This window comes from Pseudomonas mangiferae (assembly GCF_007109405.1).
GTDB classification, from domain to species: domain Bacteria; phylum Pseudomonadota; class Gammaproteobacteria; order Pseudomonadales; family Pseudomonadaceae; genus Pseudomonas_T; species Pseudomonas_T mangiferae.
The window spans coordinates 1-23,257 of sequence record NZ_VJOY01000025.1 but is presented as its reverse complement, the minus strand read 5'-3'; the positions used below and the strand labels follow the sequence as shown (position 1 = coordinate 23,257).

23 protein-coding genes and 1 pseudogene are annotated in these 23,257 nt (G+C 71.6%); 11 read left to right on the top strand and 13 right to left on the bottom strand.

The genetic code is table 11. The annotated features are described in order from the left end of the window. Positions 1 to 580 precede the first annotated feature (580 nt). Positions 581 to 1,852: a serine/threonine transporter SstT gene (gene sstT, locus FM069_RS20525; RefSeq protein WP_143490270.1), complete on the top strand. Its 1,272-nt coding sequence runs from the start codon at positions 581 to 583 to the stop codon at positions 1,850 to 1,852. Between the two features lie 8 nt (positions 1,853 to 1,860). On the opposite strand, the gene FM069_RS20520 is transcribed toward sstT, so the two are convergent. Then, positions 1,861 to 2,202, bottom strand: a complete 342-nt coding sequence (locus tag FM069_RS20520) for an FKBP-type peptidyl-prolyl cis-trans isomerase (RefSeq protein WP_143490269.1) — start codon at positions 2,200 to 2,202, stop codon at positions 1,861 to 1,863. A 74-nt stretch (positions 2,203 to 2,276) separates the two neighbouring features. Between FM069_RS20520 and FM069_RS20515 the strand changes: the two genes are divergently transcribed. Next, positions 2,277 to 4,214 (top strand): DEAD/DEAH box helicase, encoded by a 1,938-nt coding sequence (locus FM069_RS20515; RefSeq protein WP_143490268.1) that lies wholly within the window; start codon positions 2,277 to 2,279, stop codon positions 4,212 to 4,214. 213 nt (positions 4,215 to 4,427) lie between these two features. Here FM069_RS20515 and FM069_RS20510 read toward each other — a convergent pair whose 3' ends face one another. Continuing rightward, on the bottom strand, positions 4,428 to 5,378 hold the full coding sequence (locus FM069_RS20510) for a class I SAM-dependent methyltransferase (RefSeq protein WP_143490267.1): 951 nt from the start codon (positions 5,376 to 5,378) through the stop codon (positions 4,428 to 4,430). Between the two features lie 171 nt (positions 5,379 to 5,549). Between FM069_RS20510 and FM069_RS20505 the strand changes: the two genes are divergently transcribed. Both FM069_RS20505 and gloA read left to right on the top strand, forming a co-directional pair. Continuing rightward, positions 5,550 to 6,008 carry a metallophosphoesterase family protein gene (locus tag FM069_RS20505; RefSeq protein ID WP_143490279.1) on the top strand — a complete coding sequence of 153 codons (459 nt, stop codon included), beginning with the start codon at positions 5,550 to 5,552 and terminating at the stop codon, positions 6,006 to 6,008. A gap of 61 nt (positions 6,009 to 6,069) precedes the next feature. Further along, entirely contained in the window at positions 6,070 to 6,597 is a 528-nt protein-coding gene (gene gloA / locus FM069_RS20500) for a lactoylglutathione lyase (protein WP_143490266.1), read from the top strand. Positions 6,598 to 6,670: 73 nt separating this feature from the next. On the opposite strand, the gene FM069_RS20495 is transcribed toward gloA, so the two are convergent. Then, complete coding sequence (locus FM069_RS20495; protein ID WP_178106879.1) at positions 6,671 to 7,186, bottom strand: dihydrofolate reductase; 516 nt, start codon at positions 7,184 to 7,186, stop codon at positions 6,671 to 6,673. Positions 7,187 to 7,339: 153 nt separating this feature from the next. Here FM069_RS20495 and FM069_RS20490 point away from each other — a divergent pair, with 153 nt between their 5' ends. After that, positions 7,340 to 8,443 (top strand): glycerophosphodiester phosphodiesterase, encoded by a 1,104-nt coding sequence (locus FM069_RS20490; RefSeq protein ID WP_143490264.1) that lies wholly within the window; start codon positions 7,340 to 7,342, stop codon positions 8,441 to 8,443. Positions 8,444 to 8,447: 4 nt separating this feature from the next. On the opposite strand, the gene FM069_RS20485 is transcribed toward FM069_RS20490, so the two are convergent. Next, entirely contained in the window at positions 8,448 to 8,807 is a 360-nt protein-coding gene (locus tag FM069_RS20485; RefSeq protein WP_143490263.1) for a hypothetical protein, read from the bottom strand. A gap of 224 nt (positions 8,808 to 9,031) precedes the next feature. Between FM069_RS20485 and FM069_RS20480 the strand changes: the two genes are divergently transcribed. Genes FM069_RS20480 through FM069_RS20470 form a run of 3 tightly spaced genes read left to right on the top strand, consistent with a single transcriptional unit; the run spans position 9,032 to position 12,187 of the window. Continuing rightward, on the top strand, positions 9,032 to 10,414 hold the full coding sequence (locus FM069_RS20480) for a DUF2868 domain-containing protein (RefSeq protein ID WP_143490262.1): 1,383 nt from the start codon (positions 9,032 to 9,034) through the stop codon (positions 10,412 to 10,414). Continuing rightward, positions 10,407 to 11,783 carry a DUF3482 domain-containing protein gene (locus FM069_RS20475; RefSeq protein WP_143490261.1) on the top strand — a complete coding sequence of 459 codons (1,377 nt, stop codon included), beginning with the start codon at positions 10,407 to 10,409 and terminating at the stop codon, positions 11,781 to 11,783. Before FM069_RS20480 ends, FM069_RS20475 begins: the two co-directional genes overlap by 8 nt. A gap of 11 nt (positions 11,784 to 11,794) precedes the next feature. Next, entirely contained in the window at positions 11,795 to 12,187 is a 393-nt protein-coding gene (locus FM069_RS20470) for a hypothetical protein (protein WP_143490260.1), read from the top strand. A 50-nt stretch (positions 12,188 to 12,237) separates the two neighbouring features. On the opposite strand, the gene FM069_RS20465 is transcribed toward FM069_RS20470, so the two are convergent. Continuing rightward, positions 12,238 to 13,089 (bottom strand): DMT family transporter, encoded by an 852-nt coding sequence (locus tag FM069_RS20465; protein ID WP_143490259.1) that lies wholly within the window; start codon positions 13,087 to 13,089, stop codon positions 12,238 to 12,240. Between the two features lie 103 nt (positions 13,090 to 13,192). On the opposite strand from FM069_RS20465, the gene FM069_RS20460 reads away from it, so the two are divergent. After that, entirely contained in the window at positions 13,193 to 14,104 is a 912-nt protein-coding gene (locus FM069_RS20460; RefSeq protein WP_143490258.1) for a LysR family transcriptional regulator, read from the top strand. A gap of 34 nt (positions 14,105 to 14,138) precedes the next feature. Here the strand turns inward: FM069_RS20460 and FM069_RS20455 are convergent, their stop codons facing one another. The 3 genes from FM069_RS20455 to FM069_RS20445 all read right to left on the bottom strand — a co-directional run bounded on the left by FM069_RS20455 (position 14,139) and on the right by FM069_RS20445 (position 16,622). Further along, complete coding sequence (locus FM069_RS20455; RefSeq protein ID WP_143490257.1) at positions 14,139 to 14,933, bottom strand: thymidylate synthase; 795 nt, start codon at positions 14,931 to 14,933, stop codon at positions 14,139 to 14,141. A gap of 87 nt (positions 14,934 to 15,020) precedes the next feature. After that, positions 15,021 to 15,830 carry a prolipoprotein diacylglyceryl transferase gene (lgt, locus tag FM069_RS20450; protein ID WP_143490256.1) on the bottom strand — a complete coding sequence of 270 codons (810 nt, stop codon included), beginning with the start codon at positions 15,828 to 15,830 and terminating at the stop codon, positions 15,021 to 15,023. 9 nt (positions 15,831 to 15,839) lie between these two features. After that, complete coding sequence (locus tag FM069_RS20445; RefSeq protein ID WP_143490255.1) at positions 15,840 to 16,622, bottom strand: sulfite exporter TauE/SafE family protein; 783 nt, start codon at positions 16,620 to 16,622, stop codon at positions 15,840 to 15,842. Between the two features lie 202 nt (positions 16,623 to 16,824). Between FM069_RS20445 and FM069_RS20440 the strand changes: the two genes are divergently transcribed. Further along, positions 16,825 to 17,571 (top strand): NRDE family protein, encoded by a 747-nt coding sequence (locus FM069_RS20440; protein ID WP_143490254.1) that lies wholly within the window; start codon positions 16,825 to 16,827, stop codon positions 17,569 to 17,571. Between the two features lie 79 nt (positions 17,572 to 17,650). Here FM069_RS20440 and ptsP read toward each other — a convergent pair whose 3' ends face one another. Together ptsP and FM069_RS20430 are read right to left on the bottom strand one after the other, a co-directional pair. After that, positions 17,651 to 19,930: a phosphoenolpyruvate--protein phosphotransferase gene (ptsP, locus tag FM069_RS20435; RefSeq protein ID WP_143490253.1), complete on the bottom strand. Its 2,280-nt coding sequence runs from the start codon at positions 19,928 to 19,930 to the stop codon at positions 17,651 to 17,653. 10 nt (positions 19,931 to 19,940) lie between these two features. Then, positions 19,941 to 20,420 carry an RNA pyrophosphohydrolase gene (locus FM069_RS20430; protein WP_143490252.1) on the bottom strand — a complete coding sequence of 160 codons (480 nt, stop codon included), beginning with the start codon at positions 20,418 to 20,420 and terminating at the stop codon, positions 19,941 to 19,943. A 170-nt stretch (positions 20,421 to 20,590) separates the two neighbouring features. On the opposite strand from FM069_RS20430, the gene FM069_RS20425 reads away from it, so the two are divergent. Continuing rightward, the gene (locus tag FM069_RS20425; RefSeq protein WP_143490251.1) at positions 20,591 to 21,244 is read left to right on the top strand and encodes a histidinol-phosphatase; all 654 of its coding nucleotides are present in this window, start codon (positions 20,591 to 20,593) and stop codon (positions 21,242 to 21,244) included. A gap of 54 nt (positions 21,245 to 21,298) precedes the next feature. Here the strand turns inward: FM069_RS20425 and FM069_RS20420 are convergent, their stop codons facing one another. The 3 genes and pseudogenes from FM069_RS20420 to FM069_RS20410 form a co-directional block, all read right to left on the bottom strand. Further along, the gene (locus FM069_RS20420; protein WP_143490250.1) at positions 21,299 to 21,769 is read right to left on the bottom strand and encodes a DUF2269 family protein; all 471 of its coding nucleotides are present in this window, start codon (positions 21,767 to 21,769) and stop codon (positions 21,299 to 21,301) included. Next, positions 21,766 to 23,031: an SDR family oxidoreductase gene (locus FM069_RS20415; RefSeq protein WP_143490249.1), complete on the bottom strand. Its 1,266-nt coding sequence runs from the start codon at positions 23,029 to 23,031 to the stop codon at positions 21,766 to 21,768. The genes FM069_RS20420 and FM069_RS20415 overlap by 4 nt, the downstream gene beginning before the upstream one ends. Positions 23,032 to 23,073: 42 nt before the next feature. After that, positions 23,074 to 23,257: pseudogene (locus FM069_RS20410) on the bottom strand (threonine ammonia-lyase, biosynthetic); the annotation flags it as partial.

The following is a 23,257-nucleotide window of genomic DNA, read 5'->3' as shown; positions in this document are numbered from 1 at the left end:
CATTATGAGGACGGATGTGCCCACCTGTAGCGCTACGGGTGTAAGCAGAACCTTTCATAACGCCAACGCCCCATTTGCCATTGGCGCTGAATGCGGCGTCGATCCATTCGGTATCGAGATGAAGCCAAGGCCAATCACGAATAGCGGTGTCATGGCAGCGTCTTGCAGCGGTAGGGCCGAGGCGCATATCGATCCTTGGTGCCCTGTTACCGCCGGCCAGTGGCGGGTACTTCGCAGGGCAAAGCCTTTCCGTGCATCGAACATGCGAGGCCGCCGACGACCCTCGATGTCGACGGCACAGACCGATCTTCTTCCGCCAACCGGGTGCACAGCGACTCGCCGCGCCTAGCATGTCGACGTGACGAACCGGCTCGATACCGGCCAGGCGATACGCCATTCGGCCGGCATGCGGGCAACTCCGTGGTTCTCGCGGCGAAGGGTGGCGAACGTCGGGCGGTCGGCGCGGATCGGTACGCGGCGTGACGCGGGTCCGGTCCGGCGGGGTGCCTCCGGTGGCGCTTCCCTGTACCCTGTTGCGCTTTTCCCGCGCCCCCTCGGCGCCTGCTGCCGGAGCCCATGAATGCGCCCTACCGACCGCCCCACGCCTGCCGCGTCCCCGTCCGAGCCGACCGCCCCCACGTTGCTGGGTCGCCTCGCCCGGCTGGGCCTGGTGCCGCAAATCCTCATCGGGCTGGTGGCCGGCATCGCCCTGGCCATTCTCGCGCCCTCGGCGGCCGCCACCGTGGGCTTCCTCGGCGACATGTTCGTGGCGGCGCTCAAGGCGGTGGCGCCGGTGCTGGTCCTGGTGCTGGTGATGGCGTCCATCGCCGGTCACCGCCACGGCGAGCAGACCCATATCCGGCCGATCCTGCTGCTGTACCTCATCGGCACCTTCAGCGCGGCCCTGGTGGCGGTGGTGGCCAGCACGCTGTTCCCCTCCAGCCTGGTGCTGGCCACCGAGAACGCCTCCCTGACGCCGCCCGGCGGCATCGCCGAGGTGCTCAAGGGCCTGGCGCTGAATGTGGTGGACAACCCGGTGAACGCGCTGCTGCACGGCAACTACATCGGCCTGCTGGCCTGGGCGGTGGCCCTGGGCCTGGCCTTCCGCCACGCGGCGGAGAGCAGCCGGCAGATGCTCGCGGACCTGTCCGTCGCCCTCACCTCCCTGGTGAAACGGGTGATCGCCCTGGCCCCCATCGGCATCTTCGGCCTGGTAGCCGGCACCCTGGCGGAGTTCGGCCCGCGGGTGCTGCTGGACTACCTGCACCTGCTGGCGGTGCTGCTGGGCTGCATGGCGTTCGTCGCCCTGGTGGTGAACCCGCTGATCGTCTGGTGGCAGATCCGCCGCAACCCTTACCCCCTGACCCTCACCTGCCTGCGGGAAAGCGGCATCACCGCGTTCTTCACCCGCAGTTCGGCGGCCAACATTCCGGTGAACCTGCAGCTGTGTCAGCGCCTGAAGCTGCACGAGGAAACCTACTCCGTGGCGATCCCTCTGGGGGCGACCATCAACATGGCCGGCGCGGCGATCACCATCACCGTGCTGACCCTGGCTGCCGTGCACACCCTGGGCATCCAGGTGGACCTGCTGAGCAGCCTGCTGCTGAGCGTGGTCGCAGCCATCTGCGCCTGCGGCGCCTCGGGGGTGGCCGGCGGCTCGCTGCTGCTGATCCCCCTGGCCTGCGCGCTGTTCGGCATCCCCAACGCGGTGGCGATGCAGGTGGTGGGGGTGGGCTTCATCATCGGCATCCTGCAGGACTCGGCGGAGACCGCGCTGAACTCCTCCACCGACATCCTCTTCACCGCCGCCGCCTGCGAGGCCCAGGGCGACCTGCCCGAGCCGGTGGTGTGACGCTCGCCTCAGTCGTCGCGGGTCAGCACGTCCAGCAGTTCGATCTCGAACCGCAGGTTGGAATGGGGCGCGATGTGCGGCCCCACCTGGCGCTCGCCGTAGGCCAGGTGGGCCGGTACGTAGAGGGTGCGCAGCCCGCCGACCCGCATGCCCATCAGGCCCTGGTCCCAGCCCTTGATGACCCGGCCGGTGCCGATCACGCACTGAAACGGTTTGCCGCGCTCACGAGAGGAGTCGAAACGGGTGCCGTCCTCCAGGAACCCTTCGTAGTGGGTGATCAGCAAGGCGCCCTTGACCACGGCCTTGCCGTCGCCGGGGCGGATGTCTTCGATGCGCAGTTGGTCCTGCATGGAACGGGCTCCGGTCTGGAAATGAAGGCCCGACAGGGTCTCACAGGCGCGGCGGTTTTGCCCGCGAGCGCCTCATGCTGAGCGCCTGGAAAGCCTATGCGCAGCGCCTGTCGGCGACCCTGGCGCGCTGCTTCCCGCGCACCACGGCGTACCTGCAGGCGGAGCGGGAGGCGCGCCAGCAGGCGCTGGCCGCCACGCCACCGGAAAGCCGCCGCCCGAGAGCCCGGCCGGCGCCGGTGCCCGTGGCGCCTGGGCGGGGCACGCGTGCCAGCCCGGAGACCGCGCCCGCGGAAAAACCCGCCCGCGCCGCGGCGAAAGGCCCCTATGCCACGCCCCTGGCGGTGGACGACACCCAGGTGGCGGCCATGCGCCAGCGCGTGGCCGACGCGGTGGCCGCCGGCCGCCTCGGGGCGCCATCGGACGAACAGTGGGCGATGATCCTCAGCCCGGCGGCGGCCACCCGGGTGATCGCCGGCGCCGGTTCCGGCAAGTCCACCACCCTGGTGCTGCGGGTGGTGTTCATGCTCTGCCACCTGGGCATCGATCCACAGCGGCTCACGGTGATTTCCTTCACCAACGCCTCCTGCGCCCAGCTGCGGGCGCGGCTGCTGGATGCCCTGGCCTTCTGGGGCTACCCGTTCGATGCCGAGGCCGCCCGGCGCTGCGTGCGTACCTTCCATTCGGCCATGGCCCAGCAGGCCCGGGCGCTTTTGGGGGAGGCCCGCTGGTTCGAGCAGCTGGACGCCCGCGACGCCGGCGAACCGGACAACCCCCTGGCCGGCGCCCGCCTGCAACCGGCCCAGCGGCGCCTGTTGCAACAGGTCTACCGTGATGGCTACGCCGCGGACGCCACCTTCCGCGCCCAGGTGCACGACCTGCTGGACCTGCCGCCGCCCGCGGCCGACGCGCCGGTGGGCGAGGCGCCGGAAGCGCCCGTCCGGCTGGCTGGCGAACGCAGCCCGGCGCCGCTGTACGAGGCCTTCCACACCCAGGCCGGGTTCATCCAGAGCCTCGGCCTGCGGCCCGCCGGCCTCGACCCACAGGCCCTGGACTGCCCGCCCCGGGAGCGCACCTTCGTCGCCGCCCTCGGCCGCTTCTGGCAGGCCGTCGAGGCGCGCCTGGCGGCGGACGGGCTGATGACCTTCGACGGCGCCTTCGCCGCCCTCACCGAGCGCCTGGGAGGCCGCGGCAAGCTGCCGGCGGGCGAGGCCCTGGCGCCCATGAGCCACCTGTTGATCGACGAATTCCAGGACATCTCCCCGCAGATCGTCGCCTGGCTGCGCGCCCTGCACCGGCGCCTCGCGCGCCAGGGGCAGGCGGTCAGCCTGATGGCCATCGGCGACGACTGGCAGTCCATCTATGGCTGGCGCGGCAGTTCGCCGGAGCTGTTCATGGCCTTCGACACGCACTTCGCCGCCCGCGGCAGCGCGGTGCTGCGGCTGGAGACTAACTACCGCTCGGTGGAACCGGTGATCCGCGACGCCGAGGCGGTGCTGGAGGCGGTGGCGATCAAGCAGGCCAAGGCCAGCCGCGCCGCGCGCGCCACCGGCGCCGAGGACCACGGCGTGCGCCTGGTGACCGGCTTCGACCCGCGCAACGGCCTGCCGGCGCTGCTGGCGGAGATCCAGCGGCAGTGCGCCTGGGTCGCCAGCCGGCCCGCCGCGGACGCCACCCCGGTGCTGCTCCTGGCCCGGCGCAACGCGCCGCTGCGGGCCATCCAGGCGCAGCTGGACCCGCGCCTGCCGGTACAGGCTCACACCATCCACCGCGCCAAGGGGCTGCAGGCGGAGGTGGCGATCATCGTCGACGACGGCCAGCCACCGGAACCGCATCCGCTTCGCAGCGCGCTCTACGCCCACTGCCGGCTGTTCCGCAACGGCTACGACCAGGCGATGCAGGATGAAAGCCTGCGCCTGGCCTACGTGGCCATCACCCGCGGCGTCAGCCGGGTGGTCTGGTTCACCCGCCAGCCCCGCGGGGCGACCCTGCGCCTGCAGGGCCGCGCGCCCTAGCCCTGGATGCACAGGCGTGGAGCGAAGGCCAGGCGCGGCCCGAACGGGCGGGGATGCGGAGTCCAGGGCGTGAACGAGCATGCCCGGCCCGTGTTCGACGACGCATCAGCGCGAGCGGGCGCTCGTCGTGCAGAACCCAGATGGCGGTCCTGCAGGGCAGGCAGCGCCCGTGCGACCCCTTCACACCGTGTAGTGGCGCCTGGCGCGGCGGCCCTAGGCGGGCGGTGCGACGTGGCGGAACACCAGGGCCTTGAGGCCGGCGTCCGGGTAGATGTCGAGGAACTCCGGCGGGTTCTCCAGGCGCTGCTGGAACACCAGCTGCGGCGCCTCTTCGGCCATGCCGGCGCGAAGGAAATCCGGGCCGGTGTCCGGGTCGTTGAGGCAGGCCAGCACCAGGCCGTCCGCCTCCAGCAGGTCCGGCAGGCGGCGGAGCACCTTGCGGTAGTCCCGGGCCAGTTCGAAGCTGCCCTTCTGGAACGACGGCGGGTCGACGATCACCAGCCCGTAGGGCCCCAGCTTGCGCAGCTTGCCCCAGGACTTGAACAGGTCGTGGTCGAGGAAGCTCACCCGCTCCAGCGCCTGGCCGTTGAGCCGGTGGTTGTCGCGGCCGCGGCTGAGGGCAGCGCGGGCCATGTCCAGGTTCACCACCGATTCGGCGCCGCCGGCCAGGGCCGCCACGGAAAAGGCGCAGGTGTAGGCGAACAGGTTCAGCACCCGCCGCCCGGCAGCTTGCTCGCGGACCCAGCGGCGGCCGTAGCGCATGTCCAGGAACAGCCCGCTGTTCTGGTGGCGGCCCAGGTCCAGGCCGTAGCGCAGGCCATCCTCGCTGACGGTCCAGTGCGCCGGGCATTCGCCATGGCGGCAGGTGGTGGCGCTGTCCGGGCGGTAGCGGTGCTGCAGCAGCAGCGCCTGGCCGCCGGCGGCACGCCAGGCGGCGGAGGCCACCAGGGCGTCCAGCTGCGCCTCCAGGGTCGCCAGGGCCTCGGCCGACGGCGCGCGGAACAGCGCGACCAGCAGCACGCCCTGCAGCCAGTCCACGGTGAGGTGCTCCAGCCCCGGCCAGCGGCGACCGCGGCCATGGAACAGCCGGCGGGCGTCCGGCGGGGGCGGGTCGAGGGCGGCGAGCAGGTGCGCCAGCAGGGGGCCGAGGGCGTCTGGGGTCATGGCGTTCGGTCGGGGAATCGAAGGAAAGGCGCGCGCCGAAGGGATCGTCCCGGCGCGTTCGCGGTCGGCAGGTTATCCGAGCGTCGGCCTGCACGCGCGGATTTTTTTTATACGGCCCGCCGCCCGACGGCTCAGGCCCCGGTACCGGAGACCCGTGTGGACCGACCCTCGCTGCGCGTTGGCGTGATCGCCGACACCCATGGCCTGCTGCGCCCCGCCGCCCTGGCGGCGCTGCGCGGCTGCCACCACATCATCCATGCCGGCGACGTCGGCGGCCCGGCGATCCTCGAGTCCCTGGCCGACCTCGCGCCCCTGAGCACGGTGCGCGGCAACAACGACCGCGAGCCCTGGGCCGAGGCCCTGCCGGAGCGATTGCGCCTGGAACTGGGCGGGGTGGCGCTGTACGTGCTGCACGACCTCAAGGAACTGGAGTTCGCGCCTGCCGACCAGGGCATCGCCGTGGTCATCAGCGGGCACTCCCACGCCCCGCGGCAGGAACGCCGCGACGGCGTGCTGTACCTCAACCCCGGCAGCGCCGGGCCGCGACGCTTCCGCCTGCCCATCGCCCTGGCCCACCTGGTCCTGGGCGACGGCGAGCCCCGCGTCGAATCCATCGACCTTGCCGGCTGAGCCGGCGTCCGACCCCGCCGCCGCGCCCGTCGCAGCGGCCTTTTCCCTTCAGGAGACCCGCATGACCCTCGACGAACTCAATGCCCTGCCCGGCGTGACCGCCGCCCCCGACGCCGCGACCCGCGAGTACGTCTACAACCACACCATGATCCGGGTGAAGGACCTGGCGCGCGCCCTGGACTTCTACACCCGGGTCCTGGGCTTCAGCCTGATCGAGAAGAACGACTTCCCCGAGGCGAAGTTCAGCCTGTACTTCCTCGCCCTGCTGGCGGACCGCGGGCAGATTCCCCAGGACCCGGCGGAGCGTCACCGCTGGCGCAAGTCGATGCCCGGCATCCTCGAACTGACCCACAACCACGGCACCGAGCACGATCCGGCCTTCACCTACCACAGCGGCAACGCCGACCCCCGCGGGTTCGGCCACCTGTGCGTGGCGGTGCCGGACATCCACGCCGCCTGTGCCCGCTTCGAACAACTGGGGGTGCCGTTCCAGAAGCGCCTGAGCGACGGCAGCATGAAGGACATCGCCTTCATCAAGGACCCGGACGGCTACTGGGTGGAAATCATCCAGTTCACGCCGGTGGCGTGAAGGCGTGAAGGCCGGCCGCGCGCTCGCGGCCGGTCGAAATGAGGGGGTCAGGGAAGACCGTCGGAATGCCCGTTCAGGAACGACGAACCCAGGTCTCGAAGGCGAAGGCCGGCGCCTCGCCGGCGGCCGGGTGCGCCTCATGCTCCAGCCGCTGCCAGTCGGCCTCGTCCACCTCGGGGAACCAGGTGTCCCCCTCCGGGGCCAGGGCGATGCGGGTCAGGTAGAGGCGGTCCGCCCGGGGCAGCGCCTGGGCGTAGAGCTGGGCGCCGCCCACCAGCATCACCTCGTCCACCCCCTGCGTCTCCGCCCAGGCCTGGGCGCGGTGCAGCGCCGCGTCCAGCTCGGCGAAGACTTCCGCGCCGTCCAGGGCCAGCCCCGGCTGCCGGCTCACCACCAGGTTGAGCCGGCCGGGCAACGGCCGGCCGAGGGATTCCCAGGTCTTGCGGCCCATCACGATGGGCTTGCCGAGGGTCTTCGCCTTGAAGTACTTGAGGTCCGCCGGCAGGTGCCAGGGCATGCGGTTGTCGCGGCCGATCACCCGGTTTTCGGCGAGAGCGGCGATGAGGCAGAGGGGGCGTGTCGTGGTCATGGCGGCGAGGATAGCGGCAAAACGGGCCGAAGCCGAGGCCCATGGGCCCGACGCACGCAGCGGACATCCGGCTTACGCTGGAGCGGCGCGCTGTCCTCAAACCGTCACCGCCGCCCGGCAGGCTGGGCCTTTTCCGTCCAAGGAACCGGAACGATGCCTCGACACCCCCTGTATCGCCTCTGCCGCCGGCTCTGCACCGGCCTGCTGGTCCTGCCGCTGCTGGCCTGCGCGGCCGAGCCCGCAACGCCCCTGCGGGCGCCCGAGGCGCGGCCCCTGGTGATCGGCCACCGCGGCGCCAGCGGCTACGTGCCGGAGCACACGCTGGCGTCCTACGCCCTGGCGGTGCTGCAGGGGGCGGACTATATCGAGCCGGACCTGGTGATGACCCGGGACGGGCAGCTGATCGCCCGCCACGACAACGAGCTGGGGCTCACCACCGACGTGGCGCAGCACCCGGAATTCGCCGGGCGCAAGCGCACCCAGACGGTGGACGGGGTGGCCATCGAGGGCTGGTTCAGCGAGGACTTCACCCTGGCGGAGATCAAGCGCCTGCGGGCCATCGAGCGGATTCCCCAGGTGCGCCCGGGCAACGCACGGCTGGACGGCGCCTTCCCGGTGCCGACCCTGCAGGAGATCATCGACCTGGCCCGGTCCCTGGAGCTGAGCCAGGGCCGGCGCATCGGCCTGTACCTGGAGACCAAGCACCCGAGCCACTTCCAGCACCTCGGCCTGGGCCTGGAACGGCCCCTGGTACGCACCCTGCAGCGCAACGGCTACGGCGGGCGGCAGGCGCCGGTGTACCTCCAGTCCTTCGAAGTGGACAACCTCAAGACGCTGGCGCGTCTCGCGTCGTTCCGCCTGGTCCAGCTCTACGGCGATGGCCAGCCCTACGACCAGGTCCTGGCCGGCAGCGGCCTCACCTATGCGCAGATGGCGACCCCGGCCGGCCTCGCGGCGGTGGCCCGCTACGCCGACGCGGTAGGCCCGGACAAGCGCTACGTGATCCCCCGGGACGCCGCCGGCGACTTGGGCGCGCCGACCCGCTTCGTGGCCGACGCCCACCGCGCCGGGCTGCGGGTGCACCCTTATACCTTCCGCGCGGAGAACGCCTTCCTCCCGGCCCGCCTGCGCAGCAGCGAGCGGCCGGAGGAACGCGGCGACCTGGGCGCCGAACTGAAGGCCTTCCTCGCCGCCGGCGTCGACGGGGTGTTCACCGACCAGCCGGACCTGGCGGTCCGCCTGCGGGAAGGCCGCTGAGTCGTCAGTCGCAGTTCAGCTGATTGGGCAACCCGCCCCGCTCCGCCAGGGCCGCCTGCAGGTGCCGACAGTGCTGGCGGTCGCGCTGCTGGGCGCGTTCCAGGCCGATGGCATCGTGCACCGGCGCCGGCTCGTCGTTGCCGAAGCGCAGCTGGATCGGCGGCGCCTCGTCCTGCAGGTGGAAACGCGGGGCGCGGGCCTTCTCCACCGGGCGATGCTCGCCACCCCCGCCGCCCTCGGCGCGGAAGCGCTCGGCGCCAGCCCCGTAGCGTTGCGCCAGGGCACTGTCGTGGATGTCCGCCGCGGCCAGGCCGCTGGCGGCCCAGCCCATCAGGATGAGGAAAGGTTTCAGGCTCGCTGCCATGAGGGGTTACTCCTTGCATTGCACGGCCGGTGCCGTCTCCGGTGGACCGGCCTGGGGTGACACGGGGCCGTTGGCGCCGAGCGGCGCCGACGGACACCCGCCGAAAAAAAAGCCGCGATGATACGCGCCTGCGGCCGTCGGCGCAGCGTCTTCGGGTTTGCTATGGTGGGCCGCTGCCGCGCGACGCCCGTGGCCTGCCCCGCTGCCGACCCTCCGGAGGTGCCTTGAGCCGTACGATTCCCGCTTCCCTCGATGCCTTCTGGCTGGCCGAGGCCATCCGCCTGCGGGAGGAACAGGCCGGCCCGCTGGAAGACGCCGAGGCCCGCCGCCGCGCCATCGCCGGCGGCGGCGACCTGCAGCAACGCATCCTCGCCCGCGCCGCCTGGATCGGTGGCCGCGAAGGGCTGGTGGACGCCCAGCGCAGCGCCCACCAGGGCGCGGCCCTGGCGCTGCTGGCGCTGGCGCTGGTGGCCCTGGCCAGCGGCGCCGGGCTGGCGGTGGCGGCCCTGGGCGACGGCCAGCGGCCGGTGAACGTGTTCTGGGCCCTGGCCGGCCTGCTGGGGCTGAACCTCGTGAGCCTGCTGGGCTGGGGGCTGGGGCTGTGCCTGGGGGGCGAGACCAGCGGCGCCCTCGGCCGGCTCTGGCTGTGGCTGAGCGGCGCGCTGGCACGGGGGGCTCGCGGCGCCCAGCTGGCGCCGGCCCTGCTGGTGCTGCTGGGGCGTCGGCGCCTGGCCCGCTGGGGCCTGGGCTGGCTGGTGCACGGCCTCTGGCTGCTGGCCCTGCTGGCGGCCCTGGCGGTGCTGCTGGCCCTGCTGGCCACCCGGCGCTACGGCTTCGTCTGGGAAACCACCCTGTTGCAGCCGGACACCTTCGTCGGCCTGACCCGTGCGCTGGGCTACCTGCCGGCCTGGCTGGGCTTTCCCTCGCCGGACCCGGCCACCGTCCGCGCCAGCGGCGACGGCATGCTCGCCGCGGACGCCGCCCGGCACGCCTGGGCCGGCTGGCTGGCGGGGGTGCTGACGGTCTACGGGGTGCTGCCGCGGCTACTGCTGGCGGCCTTCTGCGGTTGGCGCTGGCGCCGCGGCGTCGCGCGCCTGGCCCTGGACCTGAGCGACCCCGGCTACGTGCTGCTGGGGGAGCGGCTGATGCCCGCCAGCGAGCGCCTGGGGGTGAGCGATCCGGCACCGGAAAGCCTGCCCACGCCCCCGGCTAGCGGGCCGTCCGACGGTCGCCAGGGCGCCCTGCTGGTGGCGGTGGAACTGGACGAACGCCCCTGGCCGCCGGCGCTGCCCGCCACGGTGGCCGACGCCGGGGTGCTGGACGACAGCGCCCAGCGCCGCCACCTGCTGGAGCAGCTCACCCGCCACCCGCCGGGCCGCCTGGCCATCGCCTGCGACCCGCGCCGGTCCCCCGACCGCGGCACCCTGGCGCTGCTGGGGGAACTGGCCCGTTGCGCTGGCGCCACCCGGGTCTGGCTGCTGCCGGCGCCTCCTGGCGAGGCCCTCGACCCGGCGCGCCTGGACGACTGGCGCCGCGCCCTGGATACCCTGGGCCTGGCCCACGACCAGGCGTCGCCCCTGCCCTGGCTGGAGACCGGCGATGACTGAACCCCTGACCCTGGCGGTGGTGGGCCATACCAACGTCGGCAAGACCTCGCTGCTGCGCACCCTGACCCGCGACACCGGCTTCGGCGAGGTCTCCCACCGGCCCAGCACCACCCGCCACGTGGAAGGCGCGCGGCTGTCGGTGAATGGCGAGGCGCTGCTGGAGCTGTACGACACACCCGGCCTGGAGGACGCCATCGCCCTGCGCGACCACCTGGACACCCTGGAGCGCCCCGGCGAACGCCTGGACGGGCCGACCCGGCTGGCGCGCTTCCTCGACAGCGGCGAGGCGCGCCAGCGCTTCGAGCAGGAAGCCAAGGTGCTGCGCCAGCTGCTGGCCTCCGACGCCGGCCTCTACGTGATCGACGCCCGCGAGCCGGTGCTGGCCAAGTACCGCGACGAGCTGGCGGTGCTGGCCATGGCCGGCCGGCCGTTGCTGCCGGTGCTGAACTTCGTCGCCGGCCCGTCCCAGCGCGAAGCGGCCTGGCGCGAGGCCCTGGCGCGGCTCGGCCTGCACGCCCTGGTGCGCTTCGACAGCGTGGCGCCCCCGGAGGATGGCGAACGGCGCCTCTACGAGAGCCTGGCGCTGCTGCTGGAGCGGGCGCGGCCGGCCCTGGAGCGGCTGGTGGCCGACCATGAGCGCCAGGCCGAGGCACGCCGCCAGGCCGGCGCGCGGCTGATCGCCGACCTGCTGCTGGATGCCGCGGCCTGCCGCCGCCAAGTGCCGGCCGAGGCGACCCAAGAGCAGGCCGCACTGGGCGAACTGCGCCAGGCGGTGCGCCAGCGCGAGCAGCGCTGCGTCGAGGCCCTGCTGCGGCTGTACGCATTCCGCCGCGACGACGCCCACGCCGACGACCTGCCGCTGCTGGATGGCCGCTGGAGCGACGACCTGTTCAACCCGGAAACCCTGCGCCGCCTGGGCCTGCAGGTGGGCGGCGGCCTGGCGGCGGGCGCCGCCGCCGGGGCCGGGCTCGACCTGCTGGTGGGCGGCCTGACCCTGGGCGCCGCGACCCTGGTAGGCGCCCTGGCCGGCGGCGGCGCGCAGACCGCCCGCCACTACGGCGGGCGCCTCCTGGGCAAGCTCAAGGGGCGTCGCGAACTGACCGTGGACGACGCCGTGCTACGCTTGCTGGCGCTGCGTCAGCAGCAGTTGCTGCAGGCCCTGGAGCAGCGCGGCCACGCGGCCCAGGAAGCGATCCGGCTGGCCGCGCCCGAGGACGAGCGCTGGCGCAAGGGCACGCTACCGGAACCGCTGCGGATCGCCCGGGCACGCCCGGACTGGTCGTCCCTGAACCCCGGCGCCCACCTGGAGCAGGTCGTGCGCCTGGAGCAGGTGGAACGCCTGGCCCGTACAGTCACCCCCGCCCCCTGAGGAGCGCCACCATGCGCTGTTTCGTTCACCGCGATACCGAGGCCGTCGGCCTGTGCCGCGGCTGCTCCAAGGGCCTGTGCCCGGCCTGTCTGGTGGACCTCGGCCACGCCATCACCTGCCACGGCGCCTGCGAGCAGAAGGCCCACACCCTGCACCGGCAACTGCAGCAGACGGACACCGTGCTGCGCAGCCAGACCCGCAACCGCTTCTTCCTGCCCGCCTTCGTCATGGTGATGGGCGCCGCCTTCATGATCTTCGCCTCGGACGGCAGGACCCTGCTCAACTTCGGCACGGTCGCCGGCGGTGGCTTCGTGCTGTTCGGGCTGGTGCTGCTGGTGATCGTGCAGCGCTACGCCCGCGATCTCGCCCGGAAGGACGTACCGCCCGGCGGGCCGGCGCCCTGAGCCGGTGGTGGCCACCGGTGCCGTGGCCGACCTCCCGCTGACCGCCTGCCTCAGCGCCTGAGCAGGCTCGCCCAGGCCGTCGCCGCGACGATCAGCGCGCCCCCGAGCCAGGCCTCGGGGCCCAGCCGCTCGCCCAGCCAGAACGCCGCGAACAGCGCGCCGAACAGCGGCTCGCTGCCCATCAGCAGGCTCACCCGGCTGGCGCTGGCCTGGCGCAGGGCATGGTTCTGCACGAAGAAGGCGAACAGGGTGGCGAACGCCACCAGGTAGAGGGTCCCGCCCCAGAACGCCGGCGCCGTGGGCAACGGCGGCCAGGGGCCTGGCGAGAACCCGGCCAGCAGCAGGCAGCCGGCGGTGATCGTCCCGCTCTGCACCGCCGTCAGGGCCAGGGCCGGGACCGGCCGGCGCGCGTTGAAGCGGCGGTTCACCACCACCTGCAGGGCCCGCAGCAGCGCGGCCGCCAGCATCAGCGCATCGCCCAGGCCCAGGCGCGCCGCCAGCCCGCCGGTGAGCAGCCAGACCCCGGCCAGGGACAGCACGCAGGCCAGGAGGATCGCCGGGCCCGGCCGCTGACCCAGCAGCCACCACTCGCCGAACGGCGCGAACAGCACGCAGAGGTTGATGAGGAAGGCCGCGTTGCTGGCGGAGGTAAGCGACACCCCGGTGGTCTCGCAGAGGAAGATCGCCAGCAGCAGGCCGCCGGTGGGCAGGCCGGCGCGCCAGGCCTGGCGCCCCTCGCCCCGCAGGTACGGCACCAGCAGCAGGAAGGTCAGGCCGAAGCGCACCGCCAGGAAGCCCAGCACCGGGTAGAAGGTCACCGCCTGCTTGGCCACCCCGTAGCTGCTGCCCCAGATCGCCGCTACCGTCAGCAGCGCCAGGTCGGCCTTCCACCTCGTCGTCATCGCGTCACTCCGCCTCAAGGCCGCGCAAGGCGGCGTCGACGGGATTGTCGATTGATTCCCACAGTCGCGATAATCCGCTCTGACCGCACAGGAGTTGTTCCCCATGAGCACGAATCCACCCCTGGCCCTGCTGCCGCTGTTGGCCACCCTGGTGCGGGTGGTGGATGCCGGCAGCTTCTCCGCCGCCGCCCGCCAGGCCGGGGGCACCGCCTCGGCGGTGAGCCGGCAGGTGGCGCGCCTAGAGCGGCAGCTGCAGGTGCGCCTGTTCGAACGCACCACCCGCCGCCTGCGCCTGACCCAGGCCGGCGAGGAGATCGTCGGCCACGGCCGGCGCATGCTGGAGGCGGCCCGTGCCGCCCAGGACATCGGCGAGCACCTGCAGGGCACGCCCTGCGGCACGGTGCGCATGAGCGTGCCGAAGGCCCTGGGGCGCTTCGTGATCAACCCGCTGGTGCCGGCGTTCCTGCAACGCTACCCCCAGGTGGACCTGAAGCTGCGCCTGGACGACCGGGCCCCGAACCTGGTGGAGGACGGCTTCGACCTCTGCCTGCAGGTGACCGAGGCGCCACCGCCGGGCCTCGCCGGCCGCCCGCTGCTACCGGTCCGCCAGTTGCTCTGCGCCAGCCCCGCGTACCTCACCCGGGCCGGCACGCCTCGCCACCCCCGGGAGCTGGCGCAGCACAGCTGCCTGGCCCTGGACGAACGGGCCGACGACCACCGCTGGCATTTCAGCCGCGGCGATGAGCTGGTGGGCGTGGAGGTGTCGGGGCGCTACGCCAGCAACCACAGCGAGGCGCGGCTGTTGCTGGCCGAGGAGGGCATCGGCCTGACCTGCCTGCCCCACTTCACCGCCGCCGCGGCCCTGGCCGCGGGCCGGCTGGTGGAGGTGCTGCCGGACTGGCGCTACCGCGGCTCCTACCAGGGCGCCGCGTGGCTGCTGTGGCTGCCGGGCCGGCAGTTGCCACCGAAGCTGCGGGTGTTGATCGACTACCTGGCCGAGTGCCTGGCGGGCTAGGCCCAGCGGGCGGGAGGCCGGGTGACCGGGGCGGTCAGACCGCCACCGGTGCCTTGATGTGGGGATGGGCCTCGTAGCCCAGCAGCTCGATGTCCTCGAAGCGGAAGGCGAACAGGTCCTTCACCGCGGGGTTGAGGGTGAGGGTGGGCAGCGGCAGCGGCGCGCGGGACAGCTGCAGGTCGGCCTGTTCGAGGTGGTTGGCGTACAGGTGGCAGTCGCCGCCGGTCCAGATGAACTCGCCGGGCTGCAGGTCGCAGACCTGGGCCACCATCAGGGTCAGCAGGGCGTAGCTGGCGATGTTGAAGGGCACCCCGAGGAAGATGTCCGCCGAACGCTGATAGAGCTGGCAGCTGAGCTTGCCGTCCGCCACGTAGAACTGGAACAGCGCGTGGCAGGGCGGCAGGGCCATCTGGTCCACCAGGGCCGGGTTCCAGGCCGAGACGATCAGCCGGCGCGAGTCCGGGTTCTTCTTGATCATCTCGATCAGCTTCGCGATCTGGTCGATGGACTCGCCATTGGGCGCCGGCCAGGAGCGCCACTGGTAGCCGTACACCGGGCCCAGCTCGCCATGCTCGTCGGCCCACTCGTCCCAGATGGAGACGCCGTTTTCCTTCAGGTAGCGGATGTTGGTCTCGCCCTTCAGGAACCACAGCAGCTCGTGGACGATAGATTTCAGGTGGCACTTCTTGGTGGTCACCAGGGGGAAGCCATCGGCCAGGTCGAAGCGCATCTGGTAGCCGAACACGCTGTAGGTGCCGGTGCCGGTGCGGTCGCTCTTGAAGGTGCCGTGCTCGCGCACGTGGCGCATCAGGTCGAGGTACTGTTTCATTTCACACTCGGAGGCGCGGGGTCGGCGCGCGGGGAAGACGGGGAACGGCCGGCCGGTCGCGTGCGCCCCACGCGACCGGCCGAGGCATCAGGCGACGCTGGGCCGCGGCGCGCGGTGGCGGTAGGCCAGGGCGATCAGCAGCAGGCCGCCGAGGATCATCGGCACGCAGAGCACCTGGCCCATGGTCAGCCAGCCGAACGCCAGGTAGCCGAGCTGGGCGTCCGGCACCCGGACGAACTCGACGATGAAGCGGAACAGCCCGTAGCACAGGGCGAACATGCCGGACACCGCCATGGTCGGCCGCGGCTTGCGCGAGTAGAACCAGAGGATCAGGAACAGCGCCACGCCTTCCAGGGCGAACTGGTAGAGCTGGGACGGGTGGCGCGGCAGCTGCGCCGGGTCGCTGTAGGGCGGGAAGACCATGGCCCAGGGCACGTCGGTGGGCTTGCCCCACAGCTCGGCGTTGATGAAGTTGCCGATGCGCCCGGCCCCCAGACCGATGGGCACCAGCGGGGCGATGAAGTCCATCAGCTCGAAGAAGCTCTTGCCGTTGCGCCGGCCGAACCACCAGGTGGCCAGCATCACGCCCACCAGCCCGCCGTGGAACGACATGCCGCCCTTCCAGACCTCCAGAATCAGCAGCGGGTTGGCTAGGTATGCCGGCAGGTCGTAGAACAGCACGTAGCCCAGGCGCCCGCCGACGATCACCCCCATGGCCACCCAGAACACCAGGTCGGAGAGCTTTTCCCGGGTCCAGGTGGGGTCGAAGCGCTGCAGCCGGCGCGTCGCCAGCCACCAGGCGCCGCCGATGCCGATCAGGTACATCAGCCCGTACCAGTGGATTTTCAGCGGACCCAGGCTGAGCGCCACCGGGTCGATCTTCGGATAAGCCAGCATCATGACTCCTTAAACGAGAAAACTCAGGCCCACGCTGAACAGCAGCAGGGCGAACAGGCGCTTGAGCACCCGCGGCGGCAGGGAATGCGCCAGGCGCGCGCCGAAGCGGGCGAAGACCATGCTGGTCAGGGCGATGCCGGCCAGCGCGGGCAGGTACACGAAGCCGATGCTCCACGGCGGCAGGTTGGCCTCGTGGCGGCCCAGGACCATGAAGCTGATGGCGCTGGACACCGCGATGGGCAGGCCGCAGGCGGCGGAGGTGGCCACCGCCTGCTGGATCGGCACGCTGCGCCAGGTGAGGAACGGCACGGTCAGCGAACCGCCGCCGATGCCGAAGATCGCCGAGGCCCAGCCGATCACCCCGCCGGCGATGCTCAACCCGGCCTTGCCGGGAACCGCGCGGCTGGCCTTGGGCTTGAGGTCCAAGGCCATCTGGATCGACACCAGGATGGCGAACACGCCGATGATCTTCTGCAGCATCGGGCCCTGGATGGTGGCCGCGGTCATCCCGCCGAGCCAGGCGCCCACCAGGATGCCGCCGGTCATCCAGGCGACGATGGGCCAGCGCACCGCGCCCTTGCGGTGGTGGGCCAGCACCGAGTTGATGGAGGTGAAGACGATGGTGGCGAGGGACGTGCCCACCGCCAGGTGGGTGAGAATCTGCGGGTCGAAGCCGTGGGCGGTGAAGCTGTACACCAGCACCGGGACGATGATCAGGCCGCCGCCGACGCCGAACATGCCGGCCAGTACGCCGGCGCAGGCGCCGAGCACGAGGTAGAGCAGGAATTCCATCGACGGTCCCCCGCGAAGCAAACCGGCATGGTAGCCGAATTGCCGGCGCGACCCCAGCATGCCGGCGGCACGCCGGACGGATGCGCCGAGGGGACAATAGTGGCCAATCGGAAGCATGGGCGGTCCGGCTTATAGCGAATGGCTTGTGACTTATGCGGCAAACTCATAGCCTGTCGGCTGTCGCATATTTCAAGGAAGTCCTATGTGCCTGATTCTCCTCGCCTGGCGTCCCGGCCAGGCCCATCCCCTGGTGATGGCCGCCAACCGTGACGAGTTCTACGACCGCCCCACCCTGCCGCTGCACACCTGGGACGACGTGCCTGGGCTCTGCGCCGGGCGCGACCAGCTCGCCGGCGGCACCTGGCTGGGGGTCGGGCGCGACGGGCGCTTCGCCGCACTGACCAACATCCGCGACCCGCGCCAGCCGCCGTTCGGGCGCTCCCGGGGCGAGCTGCTGGTGCAATTCCTCGGCGACGACCGTCCGGTGGCCGCCTTCCTCGACGAACTGACCAACCGCGCCAACCAGTATTCCGGCTTCAACGTCCTGCTGGGCGATACCGAGTCGCTGTGGTTCTTCAGCTCCCGGGAAGGCCAGCCGCGGCTGCTGCCGGAGGGCCTCTACGCCCTGTCCAACGCCGACCTGGACACGCCCTGGCCGAAGTCGGTGCGCGGCAAGGCAGCCCTGGAACGTACCCTCGGGGCGCCGGACGCGGAGCAACTGCTGGCCCTGCTCCACGACTCCGAGCAGGCCGCGGAAAGCCTGCTGCCGGACACCGGCATCGGCGACAGCGCCGAACGCCTGCTGTCGAGCATCTTCATCGCCTCCCGCGCCTATGGCACCCGCGCCAGCACCGCGCTGATCGTCAACGCCGACGGCAGCCGGGAAATGGTCGAGCGCAGCTACGGCCCCTTCGGGGCGCTGATCGGCGAAGTGCGGCTGAACCCGTGACGCCCTGCCCCGCGCCGTGGGCGCGGGGCTCTCCCGATACGATCCCGAAGAAACCGAACGTGCCCAGGAGCGGCGCGCGTCAGGCCTGGATGGTGGCGGCCGGGTTGATCACCCGGCCCAGCCCGAGGTTGCGCAGGGCCAGGGTCAGGGCGCTCTCGATGACCTGCGGGCTGTCGATCCGCAGCAGTTGATCCAACAGTTCCTTGGCCTTGGCCAGGCTGATCTGCCGCAGCAGCCACTTCACCTTGGGCAGGTTGGTGGCGTTCATCGACAGGCTGTCGAAGCCCATCGCCAGCAGCAGCACCGCCGCCGCCGGATCGCCGGCCATCTCGCCGCAGATGCTCGCCGGCTTGCCTTCGGCATGGGCGTCTTCCACCACCCGCTTCAGAGCCTGCAGCACCGCCGGGTGCAGGTAGTCGTAGAGGTCGGCCACCCGCGGGTTGTTGCGGTCCACCGCCAGCAGGTACTGGGTCAGGTCGTTGGAGCCCACCGAGACGAAGTCCACCTGGCGCGCCAGCTCACGGGTCTGGTAGACCGCCGCGGGGATCTCGATCATCACCCCCACCGGCGGCATGGGGATGTCCACGCCCTCGTCGCGCACCTCGCCCCAGGCGCGGTGGATCAGGTGCAGGGACTCTTCCAGCTCCTGCACGCCGGAAATCATCGGCAGCAGGATGCGCAGGTTGTTCAGGCCCTCGCTGGCCTTGAGCATCGCCCGCACCTGCACCAGGAAAATCTCCGGGTGGTCGAGGGTGACGCGGATGCCGCGCCAGCCAAGGAACGGGTTGTCTTCCTTGATGGGGAAGTAGGACAGCGACTTGTCACCGCCGATGTCCAGGGTGCGCATGGTCACCGGCAGCGGGTGGAAGGCCGCCAGTTGCTCACGGTAGATGGACAGCTGTTCCTTCTCGCTGGGGAAGCGCTCGTTGATCATGAACGGCACTTCCGTGCGGTACAGCCCGACCCCCTCGGCGCCGCGCTCCTGGGCGCGGGTGACGTCCGCCAGCAGGCCGGTGTTGACCCACAGCGGCATGCGGTGGCCGTCCAGGGTCTCGCAGGGCAGCGCGCGCAGGGCGTTGAGCCCCTGGGACAGCTGGCGCTCCTCCTCCACCACCTCGGCGTACTGCTTGCGCAGCACCTCGCTGGGGTTGGTGAACACCTCGCCGTGGTAGCCGTCGACGATCAGGTCGATGCCGTCCACCTTGGAATACGGCAGGTCCACCACGCCCATCACCGTGGGGATGCCCATGGCGCGGGCGAGGATCGCCACGTGGGAGTTGCCCGAGCCCAGCACCGATACCAGGCCCACCAGCTTGCCTTCCGGCACTTCGCCGAGCATCGCCGGCGACAGCTCCTCGCTGACCAGGATGGTGTTGTCCTGGTACACCAGGTTCTGCTTGCGTTCTTCCTGCAGGTAAGCGAGCAGGCGCCGGCCCAAATCCTTGACGTCCGAGGCGCGCTCGCGCAGGTAGGCGTCGTCCATCAGTTCGAAGCGCTTGACGTGCTCCATCACCACCTGGCGCAGGGCGCCCTGGGCCCACTGGCCGCTACGGATCACCCGCTTGACCTCCAGGCCGATGGAGTCGTCGTCCAGCATCATCAGGTAGACGTCGAACAGCGCCCGCTCTTCCGGGCGTAACTGGCTGGCGAGGCGGCTGGAGAGGTCGCGCATGTCGGTGCGCACCGCTTCCAGCGCCTGGCGGAAGCGCGCCACCTCGGCCTCGATGTCGTCCACCCCGCGGTCCGGCACCACCTCCAGGTCGGCCGGCGGCAGCACCACCACGGCCTTGCCGACGGCGGCCCCAGGGGCGCCCGGCACGCCAACGAATTTGGTTTCCTGGATGCCCTTGCCCAGCTTGCCCAGGCCGCGGATCGAGCCGGTGGCCTCGGCATGGGCGATGACCCCGGCGAGCTGGGCGCTCATGGTGACCAGGAAGGCTTCCTCGCCCTCGTCGAACTGGCGGCGCTCCTTCTGTTGCACCACCAGCACGCCCATCACCCGCCGGTGGTGGATGATCGGCGCGCCGAGGAAGGAGGCGTAGCGTTCCTCGCCGGTCTCGGCGAAGTAGCGGTAGCGGGGGTGGCTGGCGGCGTCTTCCAGATTCAGGGGCTCCTCCCGGGAACCCACCAGGCCCACCAGGCCTTCGTTGGGGGCCATGCTGACCTTGCCGATGGAGCGCTTGTTCAGGCCCTCGGTGGCCATCAGCACGAAGCGGTTGCTCTCCGGGTCCAGCAGGTAGACCGAGCAGACCTGGCTGCCCATGGACTCCCGCACCCGCTGCACGATGATCGTCAACGCCGCCTTGAGGTCCTTGGCGGCGTTCACTTCCTGGACGATCTTGCGCAGCGTGTTGAGCATGCTGACCCCGTCAGTCGTGCGCCAGCAGGCGCGGAGCGAGTTCCTTGAGAGCCCGGCGGTAGACTTCACGCTTGAAGGTCACCACCTGGCCGAGAGGATACCAGTAGCTGACCCAGCGCCAGCCGTCGAATTCGGGCTTGCCGGTGACGTCCATGCGCACCCGGTCCTCGGCGGACTGCAGGCGCAGCAGGAACCACTTCTGCTTCTGCCCGATGCACAGCGGCTGGCTGTGGGTACGTACCAGACGTTGCGGCAGACGATAACGCAACCAGCCCCGGGTGCACGCGAGAATTTTCACATCCTGCTGTTCCAGGCCGACTTCTTCGTTCAACTCCCGGTACAGCGCTTCCTCCGGCGTCTCCCGCGGGTTGATGCCGCCCTGGGGGAACTGCCAGGCATCCTGGTTGATACGGCGGGCCCACATGACCTGGCCGACCTCATTGGCGAGAATGATGCCGACATTGGGGCGAAAACCATCGGAATCGATCACGGCGACAACCTCGCAAACGCATGTCTCCGCATTGTTCCACAAAACCGCGCGCCGTCGGAAGCAGGCCCGCGCACCAGCGATGAGGGGCCCGCGGAGGCGGCCGCCGCGGTGGCCGGATCGGCGGCGGGGCTTTATGCTGCCGGGCTCTCTTCCGGCAGTGAGGTAACCCCGTGCGCCTGGCTCTCTTCGATCTCGACAACACCCTGCTCGGCGGCGACAGCGACCACGCCTGGGGCGACTGGCTGTGCGCCCGCGGCATCCTCGACGGGGTCGCCTACAAGGCCCGCAACGACGCCTTCTACCAGGACTACCTGGCCGGCCGCCTGGACATCGCCGACTACCTGAACTTCAGCCTGGAGATCCTCGGCCGCACCGAGATGGAGCAGTTGCAGCGCTGGCACGCCGAGTTCATGGCCGAGTGCATCGAGCCGATCATCCTGGAGAAGGGCGTGGAACTGCTGGCCCGCCACCGCGACGCCGGCGAGCGGGTGGTGATCATCACCGCCACCAACCGCTTCGTCACCGAGCCCATCGCCCGCCGCCTGGGGGTGGAGACGCTGCTGGCCACCGAGTGCGAGATGGCCGACGGCCGCTACACCGGCCGCACCACCGACGTGCCGTGCTTCCGCGAGGGCAAGGTCACACGCCTGGCGCGCTGGCTGGCGGAAAACCAGCTGGACTTGAGCGACAGCAGCTTCTATAGCGACTCGATGAACGACCTGCCGCTGCTGGAGCAAGTGACCCGCCCGGTGGCGGTGGACCCCGACCCGACCCTGCGCGCCGAGGCCGAGCGACGCGGCTGGCCGATCATCTCCCTGCGCTGAGGATGCGCCCCGCGAGGATGCGCCCCGCGAGGCCACGCCAGCGAGGGGCCGGCCTCACAGCGGCTTGGCCACCATCAGGAAGAAGATCGCGAGGAAGGCGATGAACGCCGGCCAGCCGAGGGTGAACCAGATCGCCATGTAGCGGCGGGCCAGGGGCGCGATGGGCGTGCCGTCCCGCAGGGCGGCCTCGGCCATGTCCCGCACGCGGATCTGCAGCCACACCACCGGCAGCCAGCAGAGGCCGGCGAACACATAGAGGCCGACGCTCCACAGCAGCCACCACTGGTTCAGCGGCCAGCCGGCCACCTTGGCCAGGCCGAGGCCGCTCAGGGGCTGGAACACCGCGGTGGTGGCGATAAACAGCCAGTCGGCGGTGACCAGGTGGCGGAAGGTGGTGGCGATCACCTGCAGGTTGCCGCAGCGCCAGGCGCGCAGGGCGTAGTAGGCCGAGCCCAGGCCGGTGCCGAACAGCAGGGTCGCCGAAAGAATGTGCAGGGTTTTCAGCAGCAGGTAGACACTGGTCATGGGGCCTTCCGTCCGTGGGGTTCCAGCGCGCGGGCGAAGCCGCTGGCGGCCAGCAGCACGAGGTTCTTGCCCACCGCCATGAACGGATCGTTCCAGGCGTGGGGCAGCAGCCAGGTGATGGCCGCGGTGTAGCCGACCATCACCGCCATCTGCGCCAGCAGCACCGGGCGCCGCCACCGACGCCACAGCAGGCCGAGGCCGAGGGCGCCGTCCAGCAGCGCGCCGGCCAGCACCAGGCCGAGGGCGGTGCCCGGCGCGACGCCCACGCCGGTGAGCAGGGCGACGCCGGCCTCGCGGCCGGGGCCCAGGCAGACCAGCGCGGTGCCGACCCAGACCGCCAGCAGGCTGCCCAGCAGCAGCGGCCGCCAGCAGGCGGCGATGCTGGCCGCCGCCGGGGGCCAGTGGCGCAGGCGCGCGGACAGGCTCGCCGCGCGGTAGCCGCAGACGGCGCTCAGGGGTTCCGCCGAGGCCAGGTTGTCGGTGCGGGCCATGTGCAGCAGTTGGGTGTTCAGGGCGCGCCAGCCGAAGCGCTCGCCGAGCCGCGCGCCCAGGGCCGCCAGCGGCCGCGGCACCTGCAGGTAGCGCCCGCGGGACCAGCCCTGGGCCGCGCGCAGGCGATCCAGCAGTTCGCCCTGGGTCATGGATTCCGGCCCCACCAGGGGCAGCACCCCCGGCTCCGGCCAGCGGCGCAGCAGCGCCAGCACCGCACCGGCCAGGTCGTCCACGTGCAGCGGGCGGGTCCGCGCCTGGCGATCCAGCACCGGCGCCAGGGGCCAGGCCGAGAGCCGCGCCAGCCAGCCGCTGCTGGCGCCGCCGGGGCCGATGACCAGGGACGGCCGCAGTACCACGGCGGGAATCCCCAGGCCCAGCAGGTAGTCGTCGGCCGCCGCCTTGCTGGCGAGGAACGGCACCTCGGCCTGGCTGCCGGCGCCCAGGGCGGAGATCTGCAGCACGCCGGCGCCATGCAGCGCCGCCTGCTTGAACAGCACCCGCGGGCCGCGGTCCTGGACCCGCTCCAGCTGCGCTGCGTCGGTGCTAAGCACGCCGGCGGCGTTGATCACCAGGTCCACCTGCTCCGGCCAGTCGAAGGCTTCGGGGTCGTCCGCCAGCCGTTCCAGGTCCAGCGCCCGCCAGTCCATCTCGCCCCGGGCCGGGCCCTGGCCGTCCCGGGAGGTGGCGTAGACCCGGTGGCCGGCGGTGACCAGAGCGTCCAACAGATGGCTGCCGATGAAGCCGCGGGCGCCCACCAACAGGATGTTCAGGCCGCTCAGGGGAGCCTCCGGGCGCGCGTCGTCATGCCGGCCTCACCCCAGGAACAGCCGGTAGGCGGGGTTGTCGGTCTCGTCCCAGTAGGGGTAGCCGATCTGCTCGAGGGCGGCGGGCAGCAGGTGGCGCTCGTCCTCGGGGACCTGCAGGGCGGCCACCACGCGGCCGTCGGCGGCGCCGTGGTTGCGGTAGTGGAACAGGGTGATGTTCCAGCGCCCGCCC